The following is an 18281-nucleotide window of genomic DNA, read 5'->3' on the forward strand; positions in this document are numbered from 1 at the left end:
ATTCTACAGATTCTCAGCCTCACACTTTTCGAGAAAACGCCCATTTTATGCGCCCTTCAGGCCATCGACCAGGACGCCAATTTCACCGAAAACGTCAACCAACTGATTCTGTTCAACTTTTAACCGGACAGCAGTGATGGAGGATACCGGATTCCTCCAACCTTTCTACGCTGATCGTGCCGACCGGTTTGAGCTGAAGAACTTCGATGCAGACGTAGCGGAGTGCTTCGCTTTGGCAGTGGCGAAGCGTGGGGGTTTGTCGGCGCAAAATATGAGCGATTTCCTCGAACGCGTTCTGGAATATAGCCAAGGCAATCCCGGTGCAATCGTTGCCATGCTCGAAATGGCAAAGCATCCGCAATACCGTTCTGATGAGCGAATCAAGATTACGCCGCTGTACATTGACTTTCGCCTGAATTGGACGCCAGTGGGAGTTCGTTCCCACAAATAGTCGGAACCGCAGCCCGACCGTTTGCTGCGGCTGGGATAACGCACTGCCTTTGTCAACGACGTTCGCCCGTCGCTTTCCCTAATCCTTCCACCGGCTCTCCCATGCGCCGATTGAAGCATTCGTTCGCCCGGCCCAGTGCTCGCTGGACGGGTTGCCAAACGGCTCATTCAGCACTTGCTCCATAGCGGCGGCTACTTCCGGCGCAAGGGGCGTAGTCGCATTAAAGTCGAGGTATATGCGTTGTGCGTCTGCTGGGCTCATAATCCAAGTTTACGAACTCGCCCCGGGTACTGGGAAATTCCTTGCCGGCCCGTTGTCAACGCAAAAGACGGAAAACTGTAATCTGCGCAAGACAGTCTCACCGTTTTGCCGCTGCTACGACGCGCATCCAGTGTGTTCCAGGATTCGCATCAATTGCCGGGGTGGGTGCAAGTGTGCCTTGCGAAAATACCCGATGCCACAACGCGCCTTCGCACGCCGCCACAACTGCCAAAGCGAAAGGGGGTTCAATTCGCCTACGACCACCGTGCCGCCTGGGCGGCAGAGGCGAGTCATTTCATCAAGGATCGGCTTGGGATTTTGCGAAGGCCTTGCCATTCAGCCCTTGGCCATGGTCCGATCTGCGATGACGGCGGCGCGCACCAGATATCCCGAGTCTTCGAGGATGCCAATCACCAGGAACAGGAACATGATCTGCGGTAAAAACACCAGCACGGCGGCAGTTCCATTCCAAGCGCCGTCGATCAGGATCGACTTCATTGCGCCGCTGGGAAGCTGGCTAGCCCCGAACTTGTGGAGCACGTGTTGCAGCAAGTCTGACAGCGGCTGCCCGATCAGAAAAATGGATTGGAACACCGCGACGACGGTAAGGAGGAAGATGACCGGTCCCCAGAAGCGGTGCAGGCATACGGCATCCAGCCGCCGCGTCCAGGTGGCCGGTAAGGGGCGCCGGTAACCTGCAGACTCGCTGACACGCCTCGCCCAGGCCTGGCATGCCGGCACATCCTGCAAAATCGGCAAGGTCACCGGGGCTGGAGCGTTCGGTGATGACGAGAGGAACCGTGAGATCCCCGTCAGCCCCTCGCCTTCCGACGCACTTGCCAGTACCACAGGAGTGCCCAGCTCTCGCGCCAGCGCCAGCGGGTCCACGTGACCACCTTGCCTGCGCAGGGAATCTGCCATGTTGAGAATGACCAAGGTGGGCAGCCCAAGAGCAACGACTTGGGCCGCCAGCGCTAATTGTCGTGCCAGATTGGTGGCATCCAGGACCAGCATGACCCCATCCGGCTTGCGAGTGCCTGCCATTCGACCGTGCAGCACGTCCACAGTGACGCGCCCATCCTCGGATCGCGGTTTAAGGCCGTATACGCCGGGTAAATCGATGAGCCTGATGTCCTCGCCCGATGCAGCCTTTACACAACCGAGGTGTCTGCTATTTTTCTGCTGCCTGTAGCTCCAGACCAACGCGGTCACCATTGATAAGAACGATGCCGGAATCGATCAACTGCTGCCCGGTGCAGTCGTAGGCCGCATAGCAGCGCAGCGCTTTCGACGGAAGAATAAATTCGACGGCGAGCGGGCTGGCCGAATCGGAGAGCTTCACAGAGGTTCCGAAATCAATGCCGTCAAAATCCGGCTCTTTCGGAAAATATGCGAGCATCGGCCGCACCAAGTGCGCGATGTGCTCGTCGAATGCCAGGGCGGCGAGTTTGTAGCGCGAACTGCCCGCGAGCGTGGCGTCAAGCAGCGTGTTGACCGGCAACTGTAGGTAAGCGCCGTTGCGAAACGCGATAAAGCTGGGCGGGGCGTAGGAGACGAAGTGCGCCTGGGAATCCAGTTCACGAACCAGGCGCGTTATGGTCGCATCGTGCTCTACCAGCAATGATCCGAGCGTCATGTCGGTGACGATGCGCGGCGCCGGTTCCTTGAAGCCGAGTAGCTTGAGGCTAACCGTCGGCTCGATCGGGTCGAGGGCACCGACTGACGACCGCAGGCTGGCGATTCCCGTCCGCTGCTGCCTCTCCTGGATTTTTCGAGGCCGCTCCGAGCCTGGCGGCGGATCGCCGGTCAGCCACATGGAGAAGCGCTCGCCGTCCACCAGAATCTGGCTATCCAGCACGGCGGCTTGCTGCTGCTCGGAAGTGGTGGCATTGACAAGCCCTTCAACCGCCGCGCGAGGAAAGATGAAGACCACGTTTTCCACCGACTCGGACTCAACGCCGATTACCTTGTGCCGCACGTGATGCGAAATCTCGAACGCGTATGCCTGGAAACCGTCGGCGTTGGCCAATTGCGCCGCGGCCATCTTCAACAGCGGCAGCACGACGTCGTTAAAGTCCTGCCGTACTCGGTGGTCGTAATCCATCAACTGCGAAGAATAGGACGCGAAGTAGTTACCGGTGACCTCCAGTACCAATTGCCGGTTGAAAGTGTCGAAGCGGATGGAACGCTGGTCCACCGTGGCCTGCTGCGGCTGCGCGATGTCGAGGACACGGCTGAAGTAGAACGGGTACGGGAAGTTGTGAGCGCGCGCTTCCTCGCCGAAGTGCCTAAGTTGGTCGAAGTACTTCTCCTGCAGAGCGCGCTGCGTGTCGTCGCCGATCTCGCCTGGGCTGAGCACCTGGGCGGACGCCATGGACGCAACAACCAGCAACCATATGAGGGCTAGGCTAATCCTTCGCATAAACGACTCCTTTCGTCGGGTACGGCGGATCGGCGACGGCGCGGATGTAGGAAACCAGGGCCTGTATATCGCTCTTGGAAAGCGTGTAGCCGTAGGGCGGCATTTCGGCGGACTTGTTCAGCGCCGCTCCGCCATGGCTGATGATGGCAGTGAGGTCGGCATCGCTGATCCTATTCAGCGATTCGCCGTCGGTGAACGCGTGCGGCTTGGTGGCGAGGTTGTCCATGTTGGAGACGCGCTCCGGCGTGGACTCGGGATCGTGGCAGCGCGAACAGTATTGCTGGTTGATTTGCCGGCCAAGCACTTGCTGGGAGTCGAGCGCAATTTCCTCGATCTTAAGTTCGTAGTTCTTGCCGCCTTTGTCGCGCGTGATCGCGGTCAACTGGTATCGGCCGGCGACGCCACCGAGCGTGACCTTCGTCGTGAACTGGCCACTGGAATCTGTAAGACCGGAGGCGGCATCAAGCATCACGCCCGACGGAGCATGAATCTCGACATACGCGCCGGTGACGCCGTTGCCTTGAGCGTCGTTGACTTGGACGACCACCGGCTGATCGAGGGCGGCGCCGGCTGGCGCAATCTGTTTTCCGCCGCTGATTTCGGCGATCGCGGTGCCATAGGCAGTGGTAGCAGGCGCCGCAGGCTTCACCGGCTGGCGGCTGCAGCCGATCAGAATGACGAAGCAGAGTGCGACCAAGCCAATCCGCCTCATCGTCCCGCCCCCAGTTGCGCATGAGGTGCGCCGGCCACTTTCGTTTTTGCCGCCTGGCCCTTGAGCGACACGAGATAGGCGGTCAGCGCGCGTGCGTCAGCGTCGCTCATGTGCTGGTTGGGTTCGATGGCGCCGGGACGCAGCTCCTGCGGATTCTTGAGCCAATGGTAGATCCAGGCGGGCGTCAGTCGTGAGCCGACTTGGGTCAATGTCGGTCCGATGTAACCTTTGTCTTTTGCCGGATCTACGATGTGGCATGAGGAACACGCGTACTTGGAGTAGAAAAGCTGGCGCCCCTGGTCCACCGTCGCCGGCGGATACGTGGCAGGCACGGAGTCGCGCTCAAACGCGGGCGTCTGATACACGGTCATGATGTAGTCAGTCAGTTCCTTGATTTCCGCGTCGCTCAGATTGAACCTTGGCATGCGGCGGATCAGCGCCGGGCGCAGCGTATTGGGGTTCTTGAGGAAATCGGCGAGCCACTTCGCCTGCACCGAACTGCCCTCCCATGTGAGATCGGGCGCCATGTCGCCGCCGCGGCCGTTGATGGCATGGCAACTGAAGCAGCGCAGGTCGCGGATGAGCTGCCCGGCATGTCCGGCGGGCTGGTAATGCGATTCGCGATGTGAGGCGATCCGCAGCGACGGAGGTTGCGATTGCGCGCGGTCCGTGAGCGCCAGCAGCGCGGTGGTGATGGCGTCAACCTGCTGCGGCGTGAGATTGAATTGCGGCATCTTCAGGCTCGGCCCGAAGGCGCGCGGGTTGCGCACTTTGGCGGCGATGTAGTCGGGCAGCGTGTGGGAGACGCTCGGGGCAAACACAAGCTGTGCCAGCAAACGGCTGCCGACGTGGCTGAGGTCGGGCGCGAAATTGTCGGGCTTGCGCACGCCGTTGATCTCGTGACACGACGAGCAGCCGTATTCGTTCACCAGCTGCTTGCCGTGCGCGATCTGCTGCGGCGTGGGTTCGGGCAGATGCACGTTGCCGAGGAGGTCCGAATCCGTCTTCGCTTCCAAAAATCCGGCGAGCGTTCTGATTTGCTGCCCGGTGAAGCGATAGTGCGGCATCTTGGTGTCCGGATCGTAGGCGCCGGGATTGCGCAGCCACGACTCCAGCCACTCCGGCTTCACCTTGGTGCCGATCCGGGTCAGCTCAGGGCCGAGGTCGCCACCCACCATTCTGCCGGCAGCGTTCTGCACCGCGTGACAGGAGGCGCAGAAAGATTCGCCGTAGAGCGAGGCGCCGGCGGTGGGATCGGCCGGAGCGCCGGCCGACGCTGCCGCTTTTTCGGCGCCGGGCAGCACGATCGGCGTGCTCTGCGCCATCAGGAATGCCGTGACATCGCGCGCATCGTCGTCACTCAGGATGAAGTTCGGCATGGTGGCGGTGGGGGAGTACGCCTGCGGATTCTTGATCCAGGCGTACATCCACTCGCGCGTCGTCTTCTGCGCGATGTGTTGCAGCGACGGCGGGTCGTCGGTCCCCTGCATCAGCACGCCGTCCGGTTGGCGAGCTGCGTGACAGCGCACGCAGCCCTCGCGCGCCAGCAGCTTGCGACCATAGTTGAGTTGCGGCGCGCCGGGCAGGTCGGCGAGATGGCACTGGCCGCAGGAAGACTCGATGTACTTCGCCGGCAGGATCGGCTGTTCCCAGGCCAGCGTGCTGCGATGCGCTTCTTCCACCGTGGTGGCCGGGCCCTGGCCGCGGTGGCACGTGGAACAGCCAAACTCGGTGAGCTTGTGTGGAATCGGCGGATGCGGGCGGAATGGCTGGGTGCTGACCGTCGAGAGGCTCGTCTCACGCAAAGCGGTATGACAGGTGGTGCAACGGTCCACTACGCCATATTCGGGAATCCAGATCTGTTGAATGCCGGTTTCCAGATGGCGCTGCAGAGTGACGGCGTCGGCGCGCGTGCGGATGAGCTTCACGTACTGCTTCTGATAGTGACGCCACTCGCTGAAGTGATTCTTGGCGGGCGCGACGGCGAGTGAGACTAGGAACACCAGGCTCATGATGCCGAAGGCGCGGGCGCTGTCGCCGAAGATGCGGCGTCGAAGCGATGTGAGCTTATCGCGCGCGCTCATGTCAGTACCCCTGCCATGGCCAGACCCAGGACCAGCCTGGGCCGCGGAAGAAGGTTCCGACGGCGGTCAGCACGACCAGCTCGCACAAGAACCACGTCATGATCCAGAACGAGATCGGCTTCGCGACCAGCCAGCGGCGGAATTGATCGGGCGGGTCGGGCGCGGCCAGCGCAGCGATCACCATGAAGACCGCCACCACAATCGTTGGCGCCAGCGCGACAAAAACGTCGAACACGCTCAGGAAAATCGACAACGCCACCACGACGGCGCCGAAGATCCGGAGCCGGCGCGTCCTGTCGCGCAGCCACAGCCCTTCGGATTCGATATTGACGTTGAAGTACGGAATGATGATGAGTGCAATCACCACGAGCGTGGGAATCAGCACGCCCGCGACCACGGGCGGAAAGTAGTGCAGCAGTTCCTGCAATCCGAGGAAGTACCACGGCGCCTTCGCGGGGTTGGGCGTATGCATTGGGTCGGCGAGCCCCTCGAGCGGAGCGTCCCACAGCAGCGCCATCCAGACGAGCGCGATGGCGCCGACCATGACGGCCACCGCCACCCGGAAGAATACTTCCGGGTAGGTCATGACCCGGTCCTCGTCCTGCACCACGACGGCCGGCGAGGTTCGGCGCGTGACGAACGCTACCCGCACCGGCGCTTTGCGCGCATCCGAATTCATGCCGGCAACGAAATCCTTGTCGCTCATTTCGTCTCCGGTTTGTGCGGCGCGCCGGCGTAGAGTCCGCCGTCCTTGCGAATGCGCCAGAAGTGAATCGCGATAATTGCGATCGCCGTCAGCGGCAGGATCATGCAGTGCAGGACATAAAACCGGAGCAGCGCGTTGGCGTTTACCAGGTTGCCGCCGAGCATCAGGAAGCGGATTTTCGCGCCGAACAGCGGAACCGCCGACGCGATGTTGCTGCCCACCGTGACCGCCCAGTACGAGAGCTGGTCCCACGGCAGCAGGTAGCCGGTGTAACTGAGCAGCAGCGTGATCAGCAGCAGCACCACGCCGATTACCCAGTTGAATTCGCGCGGCGGGCGATACGCGCCACGATAGAACACCCGGAACATGTGCGCGAACACCAGGAACACCATCGCGTGCGCCGACCAGCGGTGTAGGTTGCGCAGAAAGACTCCCGAAGACACTACAAACTGCAGGTCCTTCATGTCGGCGTAGGCCTGCGGCACCGACGGGTGGTAGTACAGCATCAGCAGAATTCCGGTGATAACGAGAATGACGAATGTGCCGAAGGTCAGCGTCCCCAGATACCAGGTGACGCTGAAGTCCAGCGCGCGCCGCCGCGCCTTGGCCGAGAACAGGTGCAGAAAAACGTTCTGTTGGATGGCGAGCACGTCGTGCAGCCGGGTGCCGCCGCGCCCGCTGCGGAAGATGGAGCGCCATGCGCGGCTGGCGCGAACGGTTTCGAAATAAGTGCCTAGAGTCTTCGCCATAACTAAACCTTTACCAACTGCCGCGACGAAAGCACGACGGCACGGTCCACCATCAGGTCGCCTTCGTCGCTGAGCCACATGCGAAACCGTGGCAGGGGCCTGGGAGCGGGACCCGCAATCTTGGTGCCGTCGCGTTTGAATTTGCTGCCGTGACACGGGCAGGCGATGATGCCAAGTTCCGGCTTCCAGGCGGTCAGGCATCCCAGGTGCGTGCAGGTGGCCTGCAGAGCGTAAAAACCTTGCGCGCTGTTGACGATGAAAATGGCGGCCTGGGGATCGAGGGTGACCGAGTCCGGCGGATAGGCATCGGGCTTGCCGGCGTTCACTATCGGGGACGGCTCATAGAGCACGTTGGGTGAGAGAAACTGGTAGGCGAACGCGGCCGTGCCCGCCGCCGCGACAGCAACCGAGCCGATGCCGATCTTGACAAAGAACTGGCGCCGGCCTAGGCCCGCCTCTTCTTTTTTATCGTCCTTCGACATAACTTTCCTTCACTTACCTGCGGTTGGCGCCCCTGCCTGCTTCACGTCCATCGCTTGCAGCGGGATGAGGCCGCTGGGCTCCGCTGATGCCAGCCGGTACGCTTCCATGGTGATGGTGTTGGCCGGGCAGCGGAGCGCACACAGTCCGCAGCGGATGCAGCGCGTCTCGTCCTTAATCATGGCGGAGCCGGTAATGACGCCGAGCTCGTCAGCCGCCATGTCGTCCAGTTCGATTCCGAAAACCTGGGAGTTGTCGCGAATCGTCTCCAGCACGCCAGGCTCAAAATCAATGCGGTCGAGCGATACCAGGCTGAGGCAGTTCTCCGGGCAAACGTCCACACAGCCGCCGCAGAGAACGCACTCGGTGCCGTCCTCCGGATTGCCCTCGAACACGGTGTTCACCCAGCAGCGCAGGCAGCGGCGCGCCTCGGCCATCGCCGATTCTTCGTCAAAGCCGATTTCGACCTCGGTTACACCGGTGCGCCGGTCGATCGGAAGCATGGGCACATCCTGGCGAGGGATGTCCATGAAGTCGGCAAACATGCGGTGCCGGTCGAGAATGCTGACCTCGATCAACGGCTCGGGATGCTTGCGGCCGCGCAGGAACTCGTCGATCGCAATCGCGGCTCGCTTGCCGTCTCCAACGCTGTCGATGATCAGGCGCGGGCCGAACACGCAATCGCCGCCGGCGAAGATTCCCTGCGCCGTGGTCATCAAGGTCTCGCGGTTGACGGCAATCAGCCCGCGCGGAGAGGTCTGCACGCCATCTTCCGGGTGCAGGAAATCCAGGTTGGCCGCCTGCCCGATCGCCATGATGAGGGTGTCGCACTCGAGCTGCTTTTCGCTGCCCTCGGTGAACGCGGGATTGAAACGCCCGGTCTGGTCAAAGACCCACTTGGTATCCAGCGTCTCCAGTCCGATCACCTTGCCGGCGCGGCCGAGGATGCGTTTGGGCCCGAAGCCCGGGTGCATCACGATGCCCTCGGACTCGGCTTCCTCGATCTCTTCCAACGCCGCCGGCATCTCGTGCCGCTTCTCCAGGCAGACGATGTGTACCTCGCTGGCGCCCATGCGCAGCGCGGATAGCGAGACGTCCACCATCTCGCGCGTAGCTACGGCGGCGATGCTCTCGTCGTCGGGAACGATGTCGTCCTCGGCGTGCTGTTTCACCACCTCGCGCGCGGCGGACCGGGCAACGTCCATGGCGACGTTCCCTCCGCCGACCACGATCACTTTTTTCCCGATCGTGAATTTGTAGCCGAGGTTGACGTTGAGCAGGAAGTCAATGCCCTTGTGCACCCCGTCGAGGTCCACGCCCGGGATGCTGAGGTCGCGGCTGCGGTGCGCGCCCACCGCGATGAGCACCGCGTCGAAACCCTGGCGCCGCAGGTCTCCGACGGTGAAATCGCGCCCCGCCGCGTGTTTGAGCTTCAACGTGATGTCGCCGGTCTCCAGGATCTCGCGCACCTGCGCTTCCACCACGTCGCGCGGCAAGCGGTACTCGGGAATCCCGAGATACAGCATGCCGCCCGGCACAGGCGCGGCTTCGAAGATGGTTACCGAATACCCCAGCAGCGCCAGGTCGTGCGCTGCCGACAGCCCAACCGGCCCGCTGCCGATAATCGCCACCTTGAATCCGTTCAGCTCGGCGGCAACCGGCGCGAGGTCGCTGCGATGTCGCGACTCCGGCCCATAGCGCTCGGTGAGGAAGCGTTTCAGGGCGCGGATCGCGATCGGCTTGTCGATCTCACCTCGCCGGCACGCCGTCTCGCACGGGTGTGCGCAGACGCGGCCGCAGATGGAAGCCATCGGGTTGGGATCGCGGGCGACGCGGTAGGCTTCGGCAAAACGGCCTTCCGCAATCAGCGAGACGTAGCGCCCGGCGTTGGTATGCGCCGGGCACGCCATCATGCACGGGAAATTGGTGTTCAGCCAATCCCGGTCCACTTTCTTGTCGCTGAATCGCTTCTCCATTGCCGTCGCCCAATCGCCTGTCGTTTCCTACTTGGTGACCGTGAAGTCCGCCTTGGCGTCGCCCTTGACGGCAACCTGCTTCGAGGCTGGCTTTGCACCCTCGTGCCACGCCACCACCTTGTAGTCGCCGTCCGGCACGTTGGCGATTTTGTAGTTGCCCTGCGCGTCCGTCTCCGCGTAGTACGGCGTCGGCGTCACGATGATGTAGCCGGACATTTCCGGGTGGACGTTGCACAGCAGCGGCACCACCCCGGCTTTGTCGAACTTGAACGATTTCTTCTGGCCCTTGGGCCAGGTGCCGAGATTGTGACCCGCCTTCTTGTCGCCGGAGATGGCGGGCCAGAAAACGTTGTGCGCGACGTTATCGCTGTTCAGAAAGTCCACCGTTGTCCCTACTTCAACGACCACGATGTGGGGTTGAAACAGCAGCCCTTTCTGATCCATGAGCACGTGTTTTTCCGGCGCGGGAAACGTCTTGCCCGCGATCGTGTCCACGTAGACAACCGAGACGCCCGAGGCGCCGCTCACCTTGCCGCTCAGCGTGCCGGCCAGAGCGACGGCGGAAACCATTAGGACTGCCAGGACAATTGCAACAGTGCGTTTCATGCGTGTCATTCCTCCAAACTTTGTGGGAGGTGCGGCGCACCCGTGGCGCGTCCCACCTCTGCGTTTCAGTACACGAATTCCAGTCCGGCCGTGGCCGTGTTGGTGCGGAACGGCGCGATCGTGACCGGCAATCCCGTGACCGGATCTATGCCGTTGGCCACCTGCTGTCGCGGGCGGAACTGGTATTCGAACGAGGCCTTGATATTGGCGTGGATCAGAAACTGCACGCCCGGCGTGATGCGGTTGCGCGTGTGTTGCGCCGGGCCGAAGAAGTTTCCGATAGGAATGGACTCCTGTCCGTTGGCAAAGTCGGCCCACGAGTTCACCCCGTCATAGCGCATGATCAGCATCATCCAGGGCAGGGGCAAGTAGTCGGCTTGAATGAAGCCGCCGCTGAAGGTTGCCGGCGCGCTGCGCACGAATCCCACCGGCAAGGGCGGCCCTCCCGTCGCCGGCAGTGGGATCAGCGCTCCCGTCGAGTCGAAGGGCAGCAGGTTGTGGTCGCGGCCGTAGAGGTACTGGCCGAAGAGGTTGAAGTTGCGGTAATTGAAGTCGAAATCGCCACCCACGCGATAGAACGGCTCGCGTGCGGTCAGGCCCACGGCGTTGCCAGCCGCGTCCGCCCCGACGAACCGCTGCACCGAGCGCCCGTAGTAGTAAAGGCTGCCCAGCGTGAGATAGGTGTGGGTGCGCGGGCCCATTGCTCCCGCTGCCTGGATCGCGCGCCGGCTCTCCTGATCACGCTCTAGGTTGAAGCGGTAGGCCACCCGACCGTAGATGTCCTTGTAGTTGGCATCGGAAAAGAATCCCAGGCCGCCACTGTTGGCGCCGAGGGCCGACGGCACCAGGCCGCTGGTGTCAATCGCTTGCGACCCGACGTTCTGGTTCACGATGGCCAGCGCCCAGAAGTAGCCGCCGTAGTGATGCCCACCGCTGAACTCCACTCCCTGGGCGGCGCTCGACAGGGCAAACCCGTTGGTCACGTTCTGCTGCGGGAGACTGGAGTTGACAGCGCCGAACGCGGCCTGGTCGTAAATGTCCCATGGGCTCAGGTTCCAGCTCCTGGCCGGCGAGAAGGGCAGTTCCAGCTCGAACTGGCCAACGCGCAGGTGGAGAGCGTCTTTGGGCAGATGCAGGAAGCGCCCGATGTTGACGAATCGCAGGTAGCCGTCGCCCAGCCCGCCGTCGCCGCCCGAACCGGCGACGCTGAGGTCGTCATCCACCCAGAAAGCGATGTCGCTGCCGAAATTGCCCGCCGTGAAGATGCTGAACAGGCCGGGCTCGAAATCGGTCCGCGGAACAAATCCTGCGCCCACCGGGGCGAAATTCCCGCGGTTGCGCCCCACGACTTGGAAGAAGTTATTCATCCGCAGACCGATCGGGGGCATGCCGGGTATGACGCCGGGCCAGACAGTTTTCGGCCAGAGCTCTTTCTGCGCCGGAGCGCCCAGCAGCACCGGCGGCACCTTGATGAAGCTCTCGTCATCGGTGGGAAACTTGAAACCCGCATCCTTGAACGCCTTGCCAAAATCGTTCAGATGGGGAAAGTTGTCATGACAGGTGGTGCAGGAGGTCTGGTACTTGCGGGCGAACGCCGGAATCCCGTTCGCCTGCGGCGGTGCGACCAGCGCCGCTATCACGAGAACTGCGAATACAACCGTAAGAATGAATGCCGCAGGTCCTTTGCGCATTGAGCGCCTCCGTTTGCGACCTGACCCAACCGCTACTTCCGCGCCCCGGGCTGGGTTCGTCGCCTTGCTTGTACTACTTTGTTCCGCTTACGTAGGTGTGCGTCTGCACCGGCGCGCCGTCCCTGCCGTGGCAGGTCCCGGTCGTCTTGCAGCCGCACAAACTGCACTCGCCGACACAGCGCGAGCACTGCACTTCCCAAACTCCCGGTTGCAGGCGAATGCTGCCCACGTGATGGCCGCAGTCGGGGCAGTACAGGTAATCCACACCCGGCAGCAGTTGCTGCGGATTGAGCAAAACCTGCCCCTCGCTTTCGCTATGCAGCGCTTCGCGTTTGCGGCTCTCCGATGTCATCTCTGTTCCTGCTCAATCCAGGCGGATCGTTTTCTTCGTAATGCCTGCCGCCGCCACCACGACGTCGTAGCTCCGCTCGTCCATGGCTTCGTGCCAGATGCGCACCCGATGGCGCCCCGCCGGCAGGTTGTCGATCCGAAAGCTTCCGTCGGCCGCCGTGCGCGCGAAATACGGGCTCTTCACCACCACGATGAAAGCCGACATTTCCTGGTGTACGTTGCACAGCAATTGCACGACGCCGGGTTGGTCGAACTTCACACGCCGGCTCGTTCCGCGTCCGTACAAGCCGAGGTTGAAACGTTTCGTGCTGGAGATGGAAAACACGTTGTGCGCCAGCGGGTCGCTGTTGGCAAACTCCACGGTCGTACCCACCTGGATCGGCAGTACGTGCGGTACAAACCGCAGGCTCTTCTGGTCCATGAGGACCACCCGGTCAGGGGTAGGAAAGGGCCCTGCAACGTCGTCCACGTACGCTACGAATCCCGTCAAGTCGAGCTTCGCATCGCGCGTCTGCACGCGGCCCTCGATGGTTCCGGCGGTTGCGGATCCGGCTGCGAGAATCAGAATCACTGCCCACCAAGAACCGCGTTGCTGTCCGAATCGCATCCAGCCCTTTCCCGTGGGGTTGTGTCGGAAATAGGGATTGCACGTGGCGTGCCTTGCGGCAAGGTGGAAATCAACTATCGTTGGGCTCGCGATTTCAGCAGCTTGCAGCGCTGTTCGGCAAGACGCACTGCTTCCCGCAGAGAGGAAAGTGTTACGTACAGGTGACAGCCCGGTGCGGGTGTTACGGGGAGGAAACACCTCGTGCGGCGATGTCGGAAACATTCGGGCGCAGCTCGATGTCGAACCGATGCATCAGTTCGTACAGCGACTTGCGGCTGATCTGCGCCTCGCGCGCCGCTGCCGATACGTTTCCATGATGCCGCTGCAGCAGCGACACCAGGTATTGCCGGCCCTGAACATCAACCCACTGCTCACGGATCGCCTTGTATCCCGGTCCGGCGTGCGCTTCCTCGCTGCGCTGACGCAGCGCTTCCGGCAAATCGCGCAGGCGCACCGCGTGGTCCTCGCACATCACGATCGCACGTTCCACCGCGTTGCGCAGTTCGCGCACGTTGCCGGGCCAATCGTGACGTTCGAGGGCTTGCAGCGCGTCGGGGCTGATCTGTACCGGACCCTTGTTCGCCGCCTGGCAGAATTTCTGCATGAAATGTTGCGTCAGGATGGCGACATCGCCGGCGCGTTCGCGCAGCGGCGGCAGCGCAATGGTGACCACATTGAGCCGGTACAGAAGGTCCTGACGGAAGCGGCCCTGGCGCGCTTCCGCTTCCAAATCGCGATTCGTACAGCAGACGACGCGAATGTTGACCTCAATCAGCTTCTCCCCGCCGACGTGCCGGAACGCGCGCTCCTGTAGCACGCGCAACAGTTTCGCTTGCAGCTCGGCATTCATTTCGCCGATCTCGTCAAAGAAGACGGTGCCGCCGTTGGCGGTTTCCAGCAAGCCGCGCTTGGCTTGGCTCGCGCCGGTAAAGGCGCCCTTCTCGTGACCGAACAGCTCGCTCTCCAGCAGGTTTGACGGCAGCGCCGCGCAATCCACCGGCACAAACGTTTTGTCGCGCCGCGAGCTGTTGGCGTGGATCGCTCGAGCGATCAATTCCTTCCCCGTTCCGCTCGGGCCCGTGACCAGCACGTCCGCATGGCACGGTGCGACCTTCGCGACTGTCGCCAGCACTTTCTGCAGCGCTTCGCTGCGCCCGACGATCTGGTGCAGCGGGCAGCACTGCGCCAGTTGCTGGAGCGCGGGAGTATCACCGCGCAGCCGGCGCCGGTGCTCCAGGCCTTTTTCGATTTCCGTAAGCAACTGCGCCGACGTAAACGGCTTGCCGATGTAGTTGAACGCGCCCTTCTTCACCGCCTTTACAGCCGACTCAAACGTGCCGTAACCGGTGAACATGATGACCACTAAGTCGGGGTCGATCTTGCAGGTGCGCTCCAGCACCTCCAGGCCGTTCATGCCCGGCAGCTTGAAATCCAGCAGCACGAGATCGAACGAATTGTCGCGGATCAGCTCCAGGCCCGCTTCCGGCGTGGAGGCGAGCGCGACGCGGTATCCGCCGTCTTCCAGAATCGTTTCGCAGCTTTGCAACACTGCTTCGTCGTCGTCAATCACCAGCACATACTGACTCATGCTGAATCACCCCTACGGAGAGCGAAACCACGATCGTGGTGCCCACTCCCGGTTCACTCTGGGCCCAGATTTCCCCGCCGTGATCCTTGACGATGCCGTGGCTGATGGAAAGTCCCAGCCCGGTACCGCGGCCCGGCGCTTTGGTCGTAAAGAAGGGATCGAAAATGCGCGGCAGGTCTTCGGGCGCAATCCCCGAACCGGTGTCCTGCACCTCCACGCGTACGGTGCCATCCTCCGCGCCGTGCAGTGCGCGCACAGTAAGCGTACCCCCTTTAGGCATCGCGTCAACCGCATTCGTGAGCAGGTTGACGAATACTTCGGTCAGCCGGCTGGCGTCGCCCTGCACCAGCGGCAAGGACACAGGTATTTCACGCAATACCCTGATCGCCCCGCTGGCGATGCGGAAGTGTACTAGATCGAGCGCTGTGTCCAGCAGCTCGCGCACACTGAGTTCGCCCATGTGCAACTGCGATTGCCGCGAAAAACTCAGCAGCCCGCCGACCAGGTTCGCGACCCGCTCCGCCTGCTGGACAATGGTTTGCAGGCTTTTGCGGTTGCGCGGCGTCAAGGCCCCGTCTTCCCGTTCCGCCATGTGGCTGGACAGCGCCAGGATGCTGGTGATCGGGTTGTTGATCTCGTGCGCCATTCCGCCGGCCAGTTCGCCGATCGAGGCCAGTTTCGCCGCCTGCGCCAATTGTTGCTGCGTCTGCTGCAGTTCGGCATACTGCCGCTTCAGTTGACGGTCGGTGTCCACCACGATGATCCCGATGATCGCCATCCCTAACCCGAGCATCACCGTGAACGCGCAATAAATAAAGATGATGTACTTGCCGATGTAGTTGTTCACGTAATCGAGCGTTCCCACGAATTCGATGCGTTCGCGATTCCCGCTTTCCCGGATCGGCAAGCGGATCATCTGGAAGCTGTTGGGCAGCGCGGTGTCAGCCTGTGCGCTGGTGGACGCATCGTCGGTGGTGATGGCCTCCTTCACCTCCCAATCCGGCAGGTAGCGGAAGGCTGCGCGCTGCCCGTTTGCATAAACGTTTACCTCGCGCAATTCCGGCAGGCTGCCGAACTCGGCGACCACACGGCGCAGCATTTCGGGATGATCGAAGATCTGCTGCATCGTCTCGCCGCGCTCGTGGTAGTAGATGTAGTGGCCGCGCAGAAACTCGGCCAGGTTCACCGACCGCTCTTCCGCCAGCCGGAAGTACTGGTACTTCTCCATCCCGGTGGTGATCATCATGATCAGGCTGGCAAGAATGAGGAACGTGAGGTTCAGCCGGACGAACACGCGGTCCAGCAGGTGCTGCGAGCGCTCCCCCACTGCCCAGGTGAAGGCAAACAGCGAAAGCGACATCAGTTGTTCCTGCAGGTTCCACAGGAACACGGCGTAACTCGCTGGCGCCACCGTCGGTGCCGCGTGCAGCACGAAGACCATGGCCAGGCTGATCAGTGCCACCAACCGAAACATACGGTCGTACCGGCCGACCTCGCCGCGCAGAACCGCGCGGATGGGAAGCAGCAGCGCTGCTACGCCCAGGCCGTCGCTCACCAGCGTCGCCCAGAAATGTGTGCCCTCAGCCGCCCCGTTCGAAAACCGAGCCGCCACCAGATCGATCACTACCAGGCCCAGCACCGCTACGAGTCCTGCAATCAGCCCGGGAAAAACCTTGCGCTTGGCCGCGTCCCGATAGGCCGCCACCATGATCAGCACGCCGGCGACCAGCAGGCCGTGCGAGAACCGCTCGACCCCCGCCAGCCGCACCTGTTCGTGGAGGAAGAACGCTACCGCAGATCTCAGCGTCAGCAGCGCAAAGTGCAGTACCAGGGTGGCGAACGCAATCGTGATCAGCCGTTCCGGCCGGCCCCGGCTTCCCCGGTTGATGCGCTGGTGCACCAGCACCATGAACGCCAGCCCGGCCAGCAGTAGGTGAAAGAGGTTGAAGATGAGCAAGGTTTCAGCTGTACGGTTGGTCACGTGCCACAGCAGAGATTGCATCACTTCACCTGCTCTTCGGGCGCTTGTGCCGGCCGACATAGGTCGAGCCGGGCCCGCGTCAACAGTTGATCTGGAGATCTTAAGGTGGACGCCTCCCACCCTCACCGGCGGCAGCGAGGCCAGTTTTGCGCACCACTCTCACCGAAGGCTGTGATGGAGGTCACACATTTCTGTGAGGACGGTCCTGCCGCGGTTCCGGGCGGATGGTCGCTCGCCTTGTGGTCGGCCAATCGGAACCTGATGGTTGCAAGGAACTGCTCAGGGGTGTTGGATGAAAGAAAACCCGCCCCTCCATGCCTTCCGGGAGTGTTCCGAAAACGGTGTCAGGCGAAATCGTGACTTGAGGATGGGATTGTCGCGTTCACCCGCGGCGCTACCGTTTCGTCCCTGCCTCAATGTTGGTCAGGACCAACTGAAGGTCCGACACTACAGCAGGATCACCCTTCGTCAAAGCCGCGGATATGGGAACGCGTAGCTTGAGAACGTCATTTAAGGTTTTCTTGATCGCCGGATCAGCAGTCTGAGTGGTAGCCTGCTGAACCTGGTCGAACAAACGTCGCGAATAGTCCTCCGCGGTGCCGTAATTCTTTCGCGTGGCTTCAAGGTACATCATGGCCGCTGTGTCTCGCAGCTGAGCTAGTTGCGTATCCACCCGGCACGAGGTTAGCTGCTGCTTTGCACTCGAGAGTTCCGCATTGCAGCGCTGTGCTTTCAGGTATTGCGGAATCAAGCCCACAAGAAATCCGGCGACCAGCAAGACCAGCCAGAGAATCAATCTGTCTCTCATTCGACCTCCAGTTCCGCGGCACGGCCATTCTACCTAAAGCCCGACGCGGGAGCTGACCAAAGCTCAGAGTAGCCCGCCACTCGGGAATAGCCAACGTGTCAGGAATGGCGATAGCGGAAACGGTTGACCGTTGACGCCGAGGGGATGAAATCATTATTCGTGTCAAGTGGATCGCGGTGTTCTCGCAAAATTGATGTTGTTCTTACCCTCCTGCGGAGCATTCCTCTTATATGAGACTCACTAAAACAGCTACGCCAATACCGTGGTTGTCAGGCCTCGTTTTCTTGGCAACGCTCGCCTCATCGTCACAGGTAACTCCCACCGCTGAAGTCACATCTCCTGACCTAAACCTGGTCCTGCAACGCTTGGAGGACATCCAGCACCAAGACCCCGCTCAATCTCGGCCATACGAGGTGACGCGAGAATACAGAGTGTTCCACGGCGATGATAAGCAACCCACCTCTGAGGTCATGGCGCAGATCGATTTCGTTCCTCCCGACATGAAAACATACAAGATTATTCAGGCAAGAGGCCACTCCCGGGGAGAAAAGATGGTTCGTGAACTCTTAGAGCGGGAAACCGATTCGGCGAAGAAAGGACACGGTAGCGAGATCAGTCGGATGAACTATGACTTCGTTTTTCTTAGGCGAGAGGACTTCGGCGTCGTTCCTGGAGGGTGTCCCATCCATAGTTGAAGGTTGAGGGGCGGTTCTCGACCCGGCTCTTGATAGAGTCGGGTTGGAAACTTTCTCAACGAAAGGAGAACCGCCTTGAAGCGAAGCTACCACACCCTCAGCACTTTGGGAAA

General features: G+C 61.7%; 17 protein-coding genes. 2 read left to right on the plus strand and 15 right to left on the minus strand.

Annotated elements, in window-relative coordinates; genetic code table 11:
- Positions 1–136: 136 nt before the first annotated feature.
- Positions 137–451, plus strand: coding sequence for a hypothetical protein (locus LAN64_18490; protein MBZ5569822.1), 315 nt, complete (start codon positions 137–139; stop codon positions 449–451).
- Between the two features lie 597 nt (positions 452–1048).
- On the opposite strand, the gene LAN64_18495 is transcribed toward LAN64_18490, so the two are convergent.
- The 15 genes from LAN64_18495 to LAN64_18565 all read right to left on the minus strand — a co-directional run bounded on the left by LAN64_18495 (position 1049) and on the right by LAN64_18565 (position 17473).
- A complete protein-coding gene (locus LAN64_18495) occupies positions 1049–1927 on the minus strand; it encodes a hypothetical protein (protein MBZ5569823.1) in 879 nt (292 codons plus the stop codon).
- Positions 1884–3134, minus strand: a complete 1251-nt coding sequence (locus tag LAN64_18500) for a hypothetical protein (GenBank protein MBZ5569824.1) — start codon at positions 3132–3134, stop codon at positions 1884–1886. Before LAN64_18500 ends, LAN64_18495 begins: the two co-directional genes overlap by 44 nt.
- Positions 3121–3846, minus strand: a complete 726-nt coding sequence (locus LAN64_18505; GenBank protein MBZ5569825.1) for a cytochrome c — start codon at positions 3844–3846, stop codon at positions 3121–3123. The genes LAN64_18500 and LAN64_18505 overlap by 14 nt, the downstream gene beginning before the upstream one ends.
- Positions 3843–5930 carry a c-type cytochrome gene (locus LAN64_18510; protein ID MBZ5569826.1) on the minus strand — a complete coding sequence of 696 codons (2088 nt, stop codon included), beginning with the start codon at positions 5928–5930 and terminating at the stop codon, positions 3843–3845. Before LAN64_18510 ends, LAN64_18505 begins: the two co-directional genes overlap by 4 nt.
- Position 5931: 1 nt before the next feature.
- Entirely contained in the window at positions 5932–6636 is a 705-nt protein-coding gene (locus tag LAN64_18515; protein ID MBZ5569827.1) for a hypothetical protein, read from the minus strand.
- The gene (locus tag LAN64_18520; GenBank protein MBZ5569828.1) at positions 6633–7385 is read right to left on the minus strand and encodes a cytochrome b N-terminal domain-containing protein; all 753 of its coding nucleotides are present in this window, start codon (positions 7383–7385) and stop codon (positions 6633–6635) included. The genes LAN64_18515 and LAN64_18520 overlap by 4 nt, the downstream gene beginning before the upstream one ends.
- A 2-nt stretch (positions 7386–7387) precedes the next feature.
- Positions 7388–7867 carry a Rieske (2Fe-2S) protein gene (locus LAN64_18525; protein MBZ5569829.1) on the minus strand — a complete coding sequence of 160 codons (480 nt, stop codon included), beginning with the start codon at positions 7865–7867 and terminating at the stop codon, positions 7388–7390.
- A gap of 9 nt (positions 7868–7876) precedes the next feature.
- Positions 7877–9841, minus strand: a complete 1965-nt coding sequence (locus LAN64_18530) for an FAD-dependent oxidoreductase (protein ID MBZ5569830.1) — start codon at positions 9839–9841, stop codon at positions 7877–7879.
- A gap of 27 nt (positions 9842–9868) precedes the next feature.
- Positions 9869–10447 carry a carboxypeptidase regulatory-like domain-containing protein gene (locus LAN64_18535; protein ID MBZ5569831.1) on the minus strand — a complete coding sequence of 193 codons (579 nt, stop codon included), beginning with the start codon at positions 10445–10447 and terminating at the stop codon, positions 9869–9871.
- A gap of 65 nt (positions 10448–10512) precedes the next feature.
- The gene (locus LAN64_18540; protein MBZ5569832.1) at positions 10513–12138 is read right to left on the minus strand and encodes a hypothetical protein; all 1626 of its coding nucleotides are present in this window, start codon (positions 12136–12138) and stop codon (positions 10513–10515) included.
- A gap of 73 nt (positions 12139–12211) precedes the next feature.
- Positions 12212–12490, minus strand: a complete 279-nt coding sequence (locus LAN64_18545) for a hypothetical protein (protein MBZ5569833.1) — start codon at positions 12488–12490, stop codon at positions 12212–12214.
- Positions 12491–12502: 12 nt separating this feature from the next.
- The gene (locus tag LAN64_18550; protein MBZ5569834.1) at positions 12503–13060 is read right to left on the minus strand and encodes a carboxypeptidase regulatory-like domain-containing protein; all 558 of its coding nucleotides are present in this window, start codon (positions 13058–13060) and stop codon (positions 12503–12505) included.
- A gap of 217 nt (positions 13061–13277) precedes the next feature.
- Positions 13278–14684, minus strand: coding sequence for a sigma-54 dependent transcriptional regulator (locus tag LAN64_18555; GenBank protein ID MBZ5569835.1), 1407 nt, complete (start codon positions 14682–14684; stop codon positions 13278–13280).
- Complete coding sequence (locus LAN64_18560) at positions 14659–16686, minus strand: hypothetical protein (protein ID MBZ5569836.1); 2028 nt, start codon at positions 16684–16686, stop codon at positions 14659–14661. The genes LAN64_18555 and LAN64_18560 overlap by 26 nt, the downstream gene beginning before the upstream one ends.
- Positions 16687–17059: 373 nt before the next feature.
- Positions 17060–17473, minus strand: coding sequence for a hypothetical protein (locus LAN64_18565; GenBank protein ID MBZ5569837.1), 414 nt, complete (start codon positions 17471–17473; stop codon positions 17060–17062).
- Between the two features lie 431 nt (positions 17474–17904).
- Between LAN64_18565 and LAN64_18570 the strand changes: the two genes are divergently transcribed.
- Entirely contained in the window at positions 17905–18168 is a 264-nt protein-coding gene (locus tag LAN64_18570) for a hypothetical protein (protein ID MBZ5569838.1), read from the plus strand.
- Positions 18169–18281 lie beyond the last annotated feature (113 nt).

The organism is Terriglobia bacterium (genome assembly GCA_020073185.1).
Lineage (GTDB): Bacteria > Acidobacteriota > Terriglobia > Terriglobales > Acidobacteriaceae > JAIQGF01.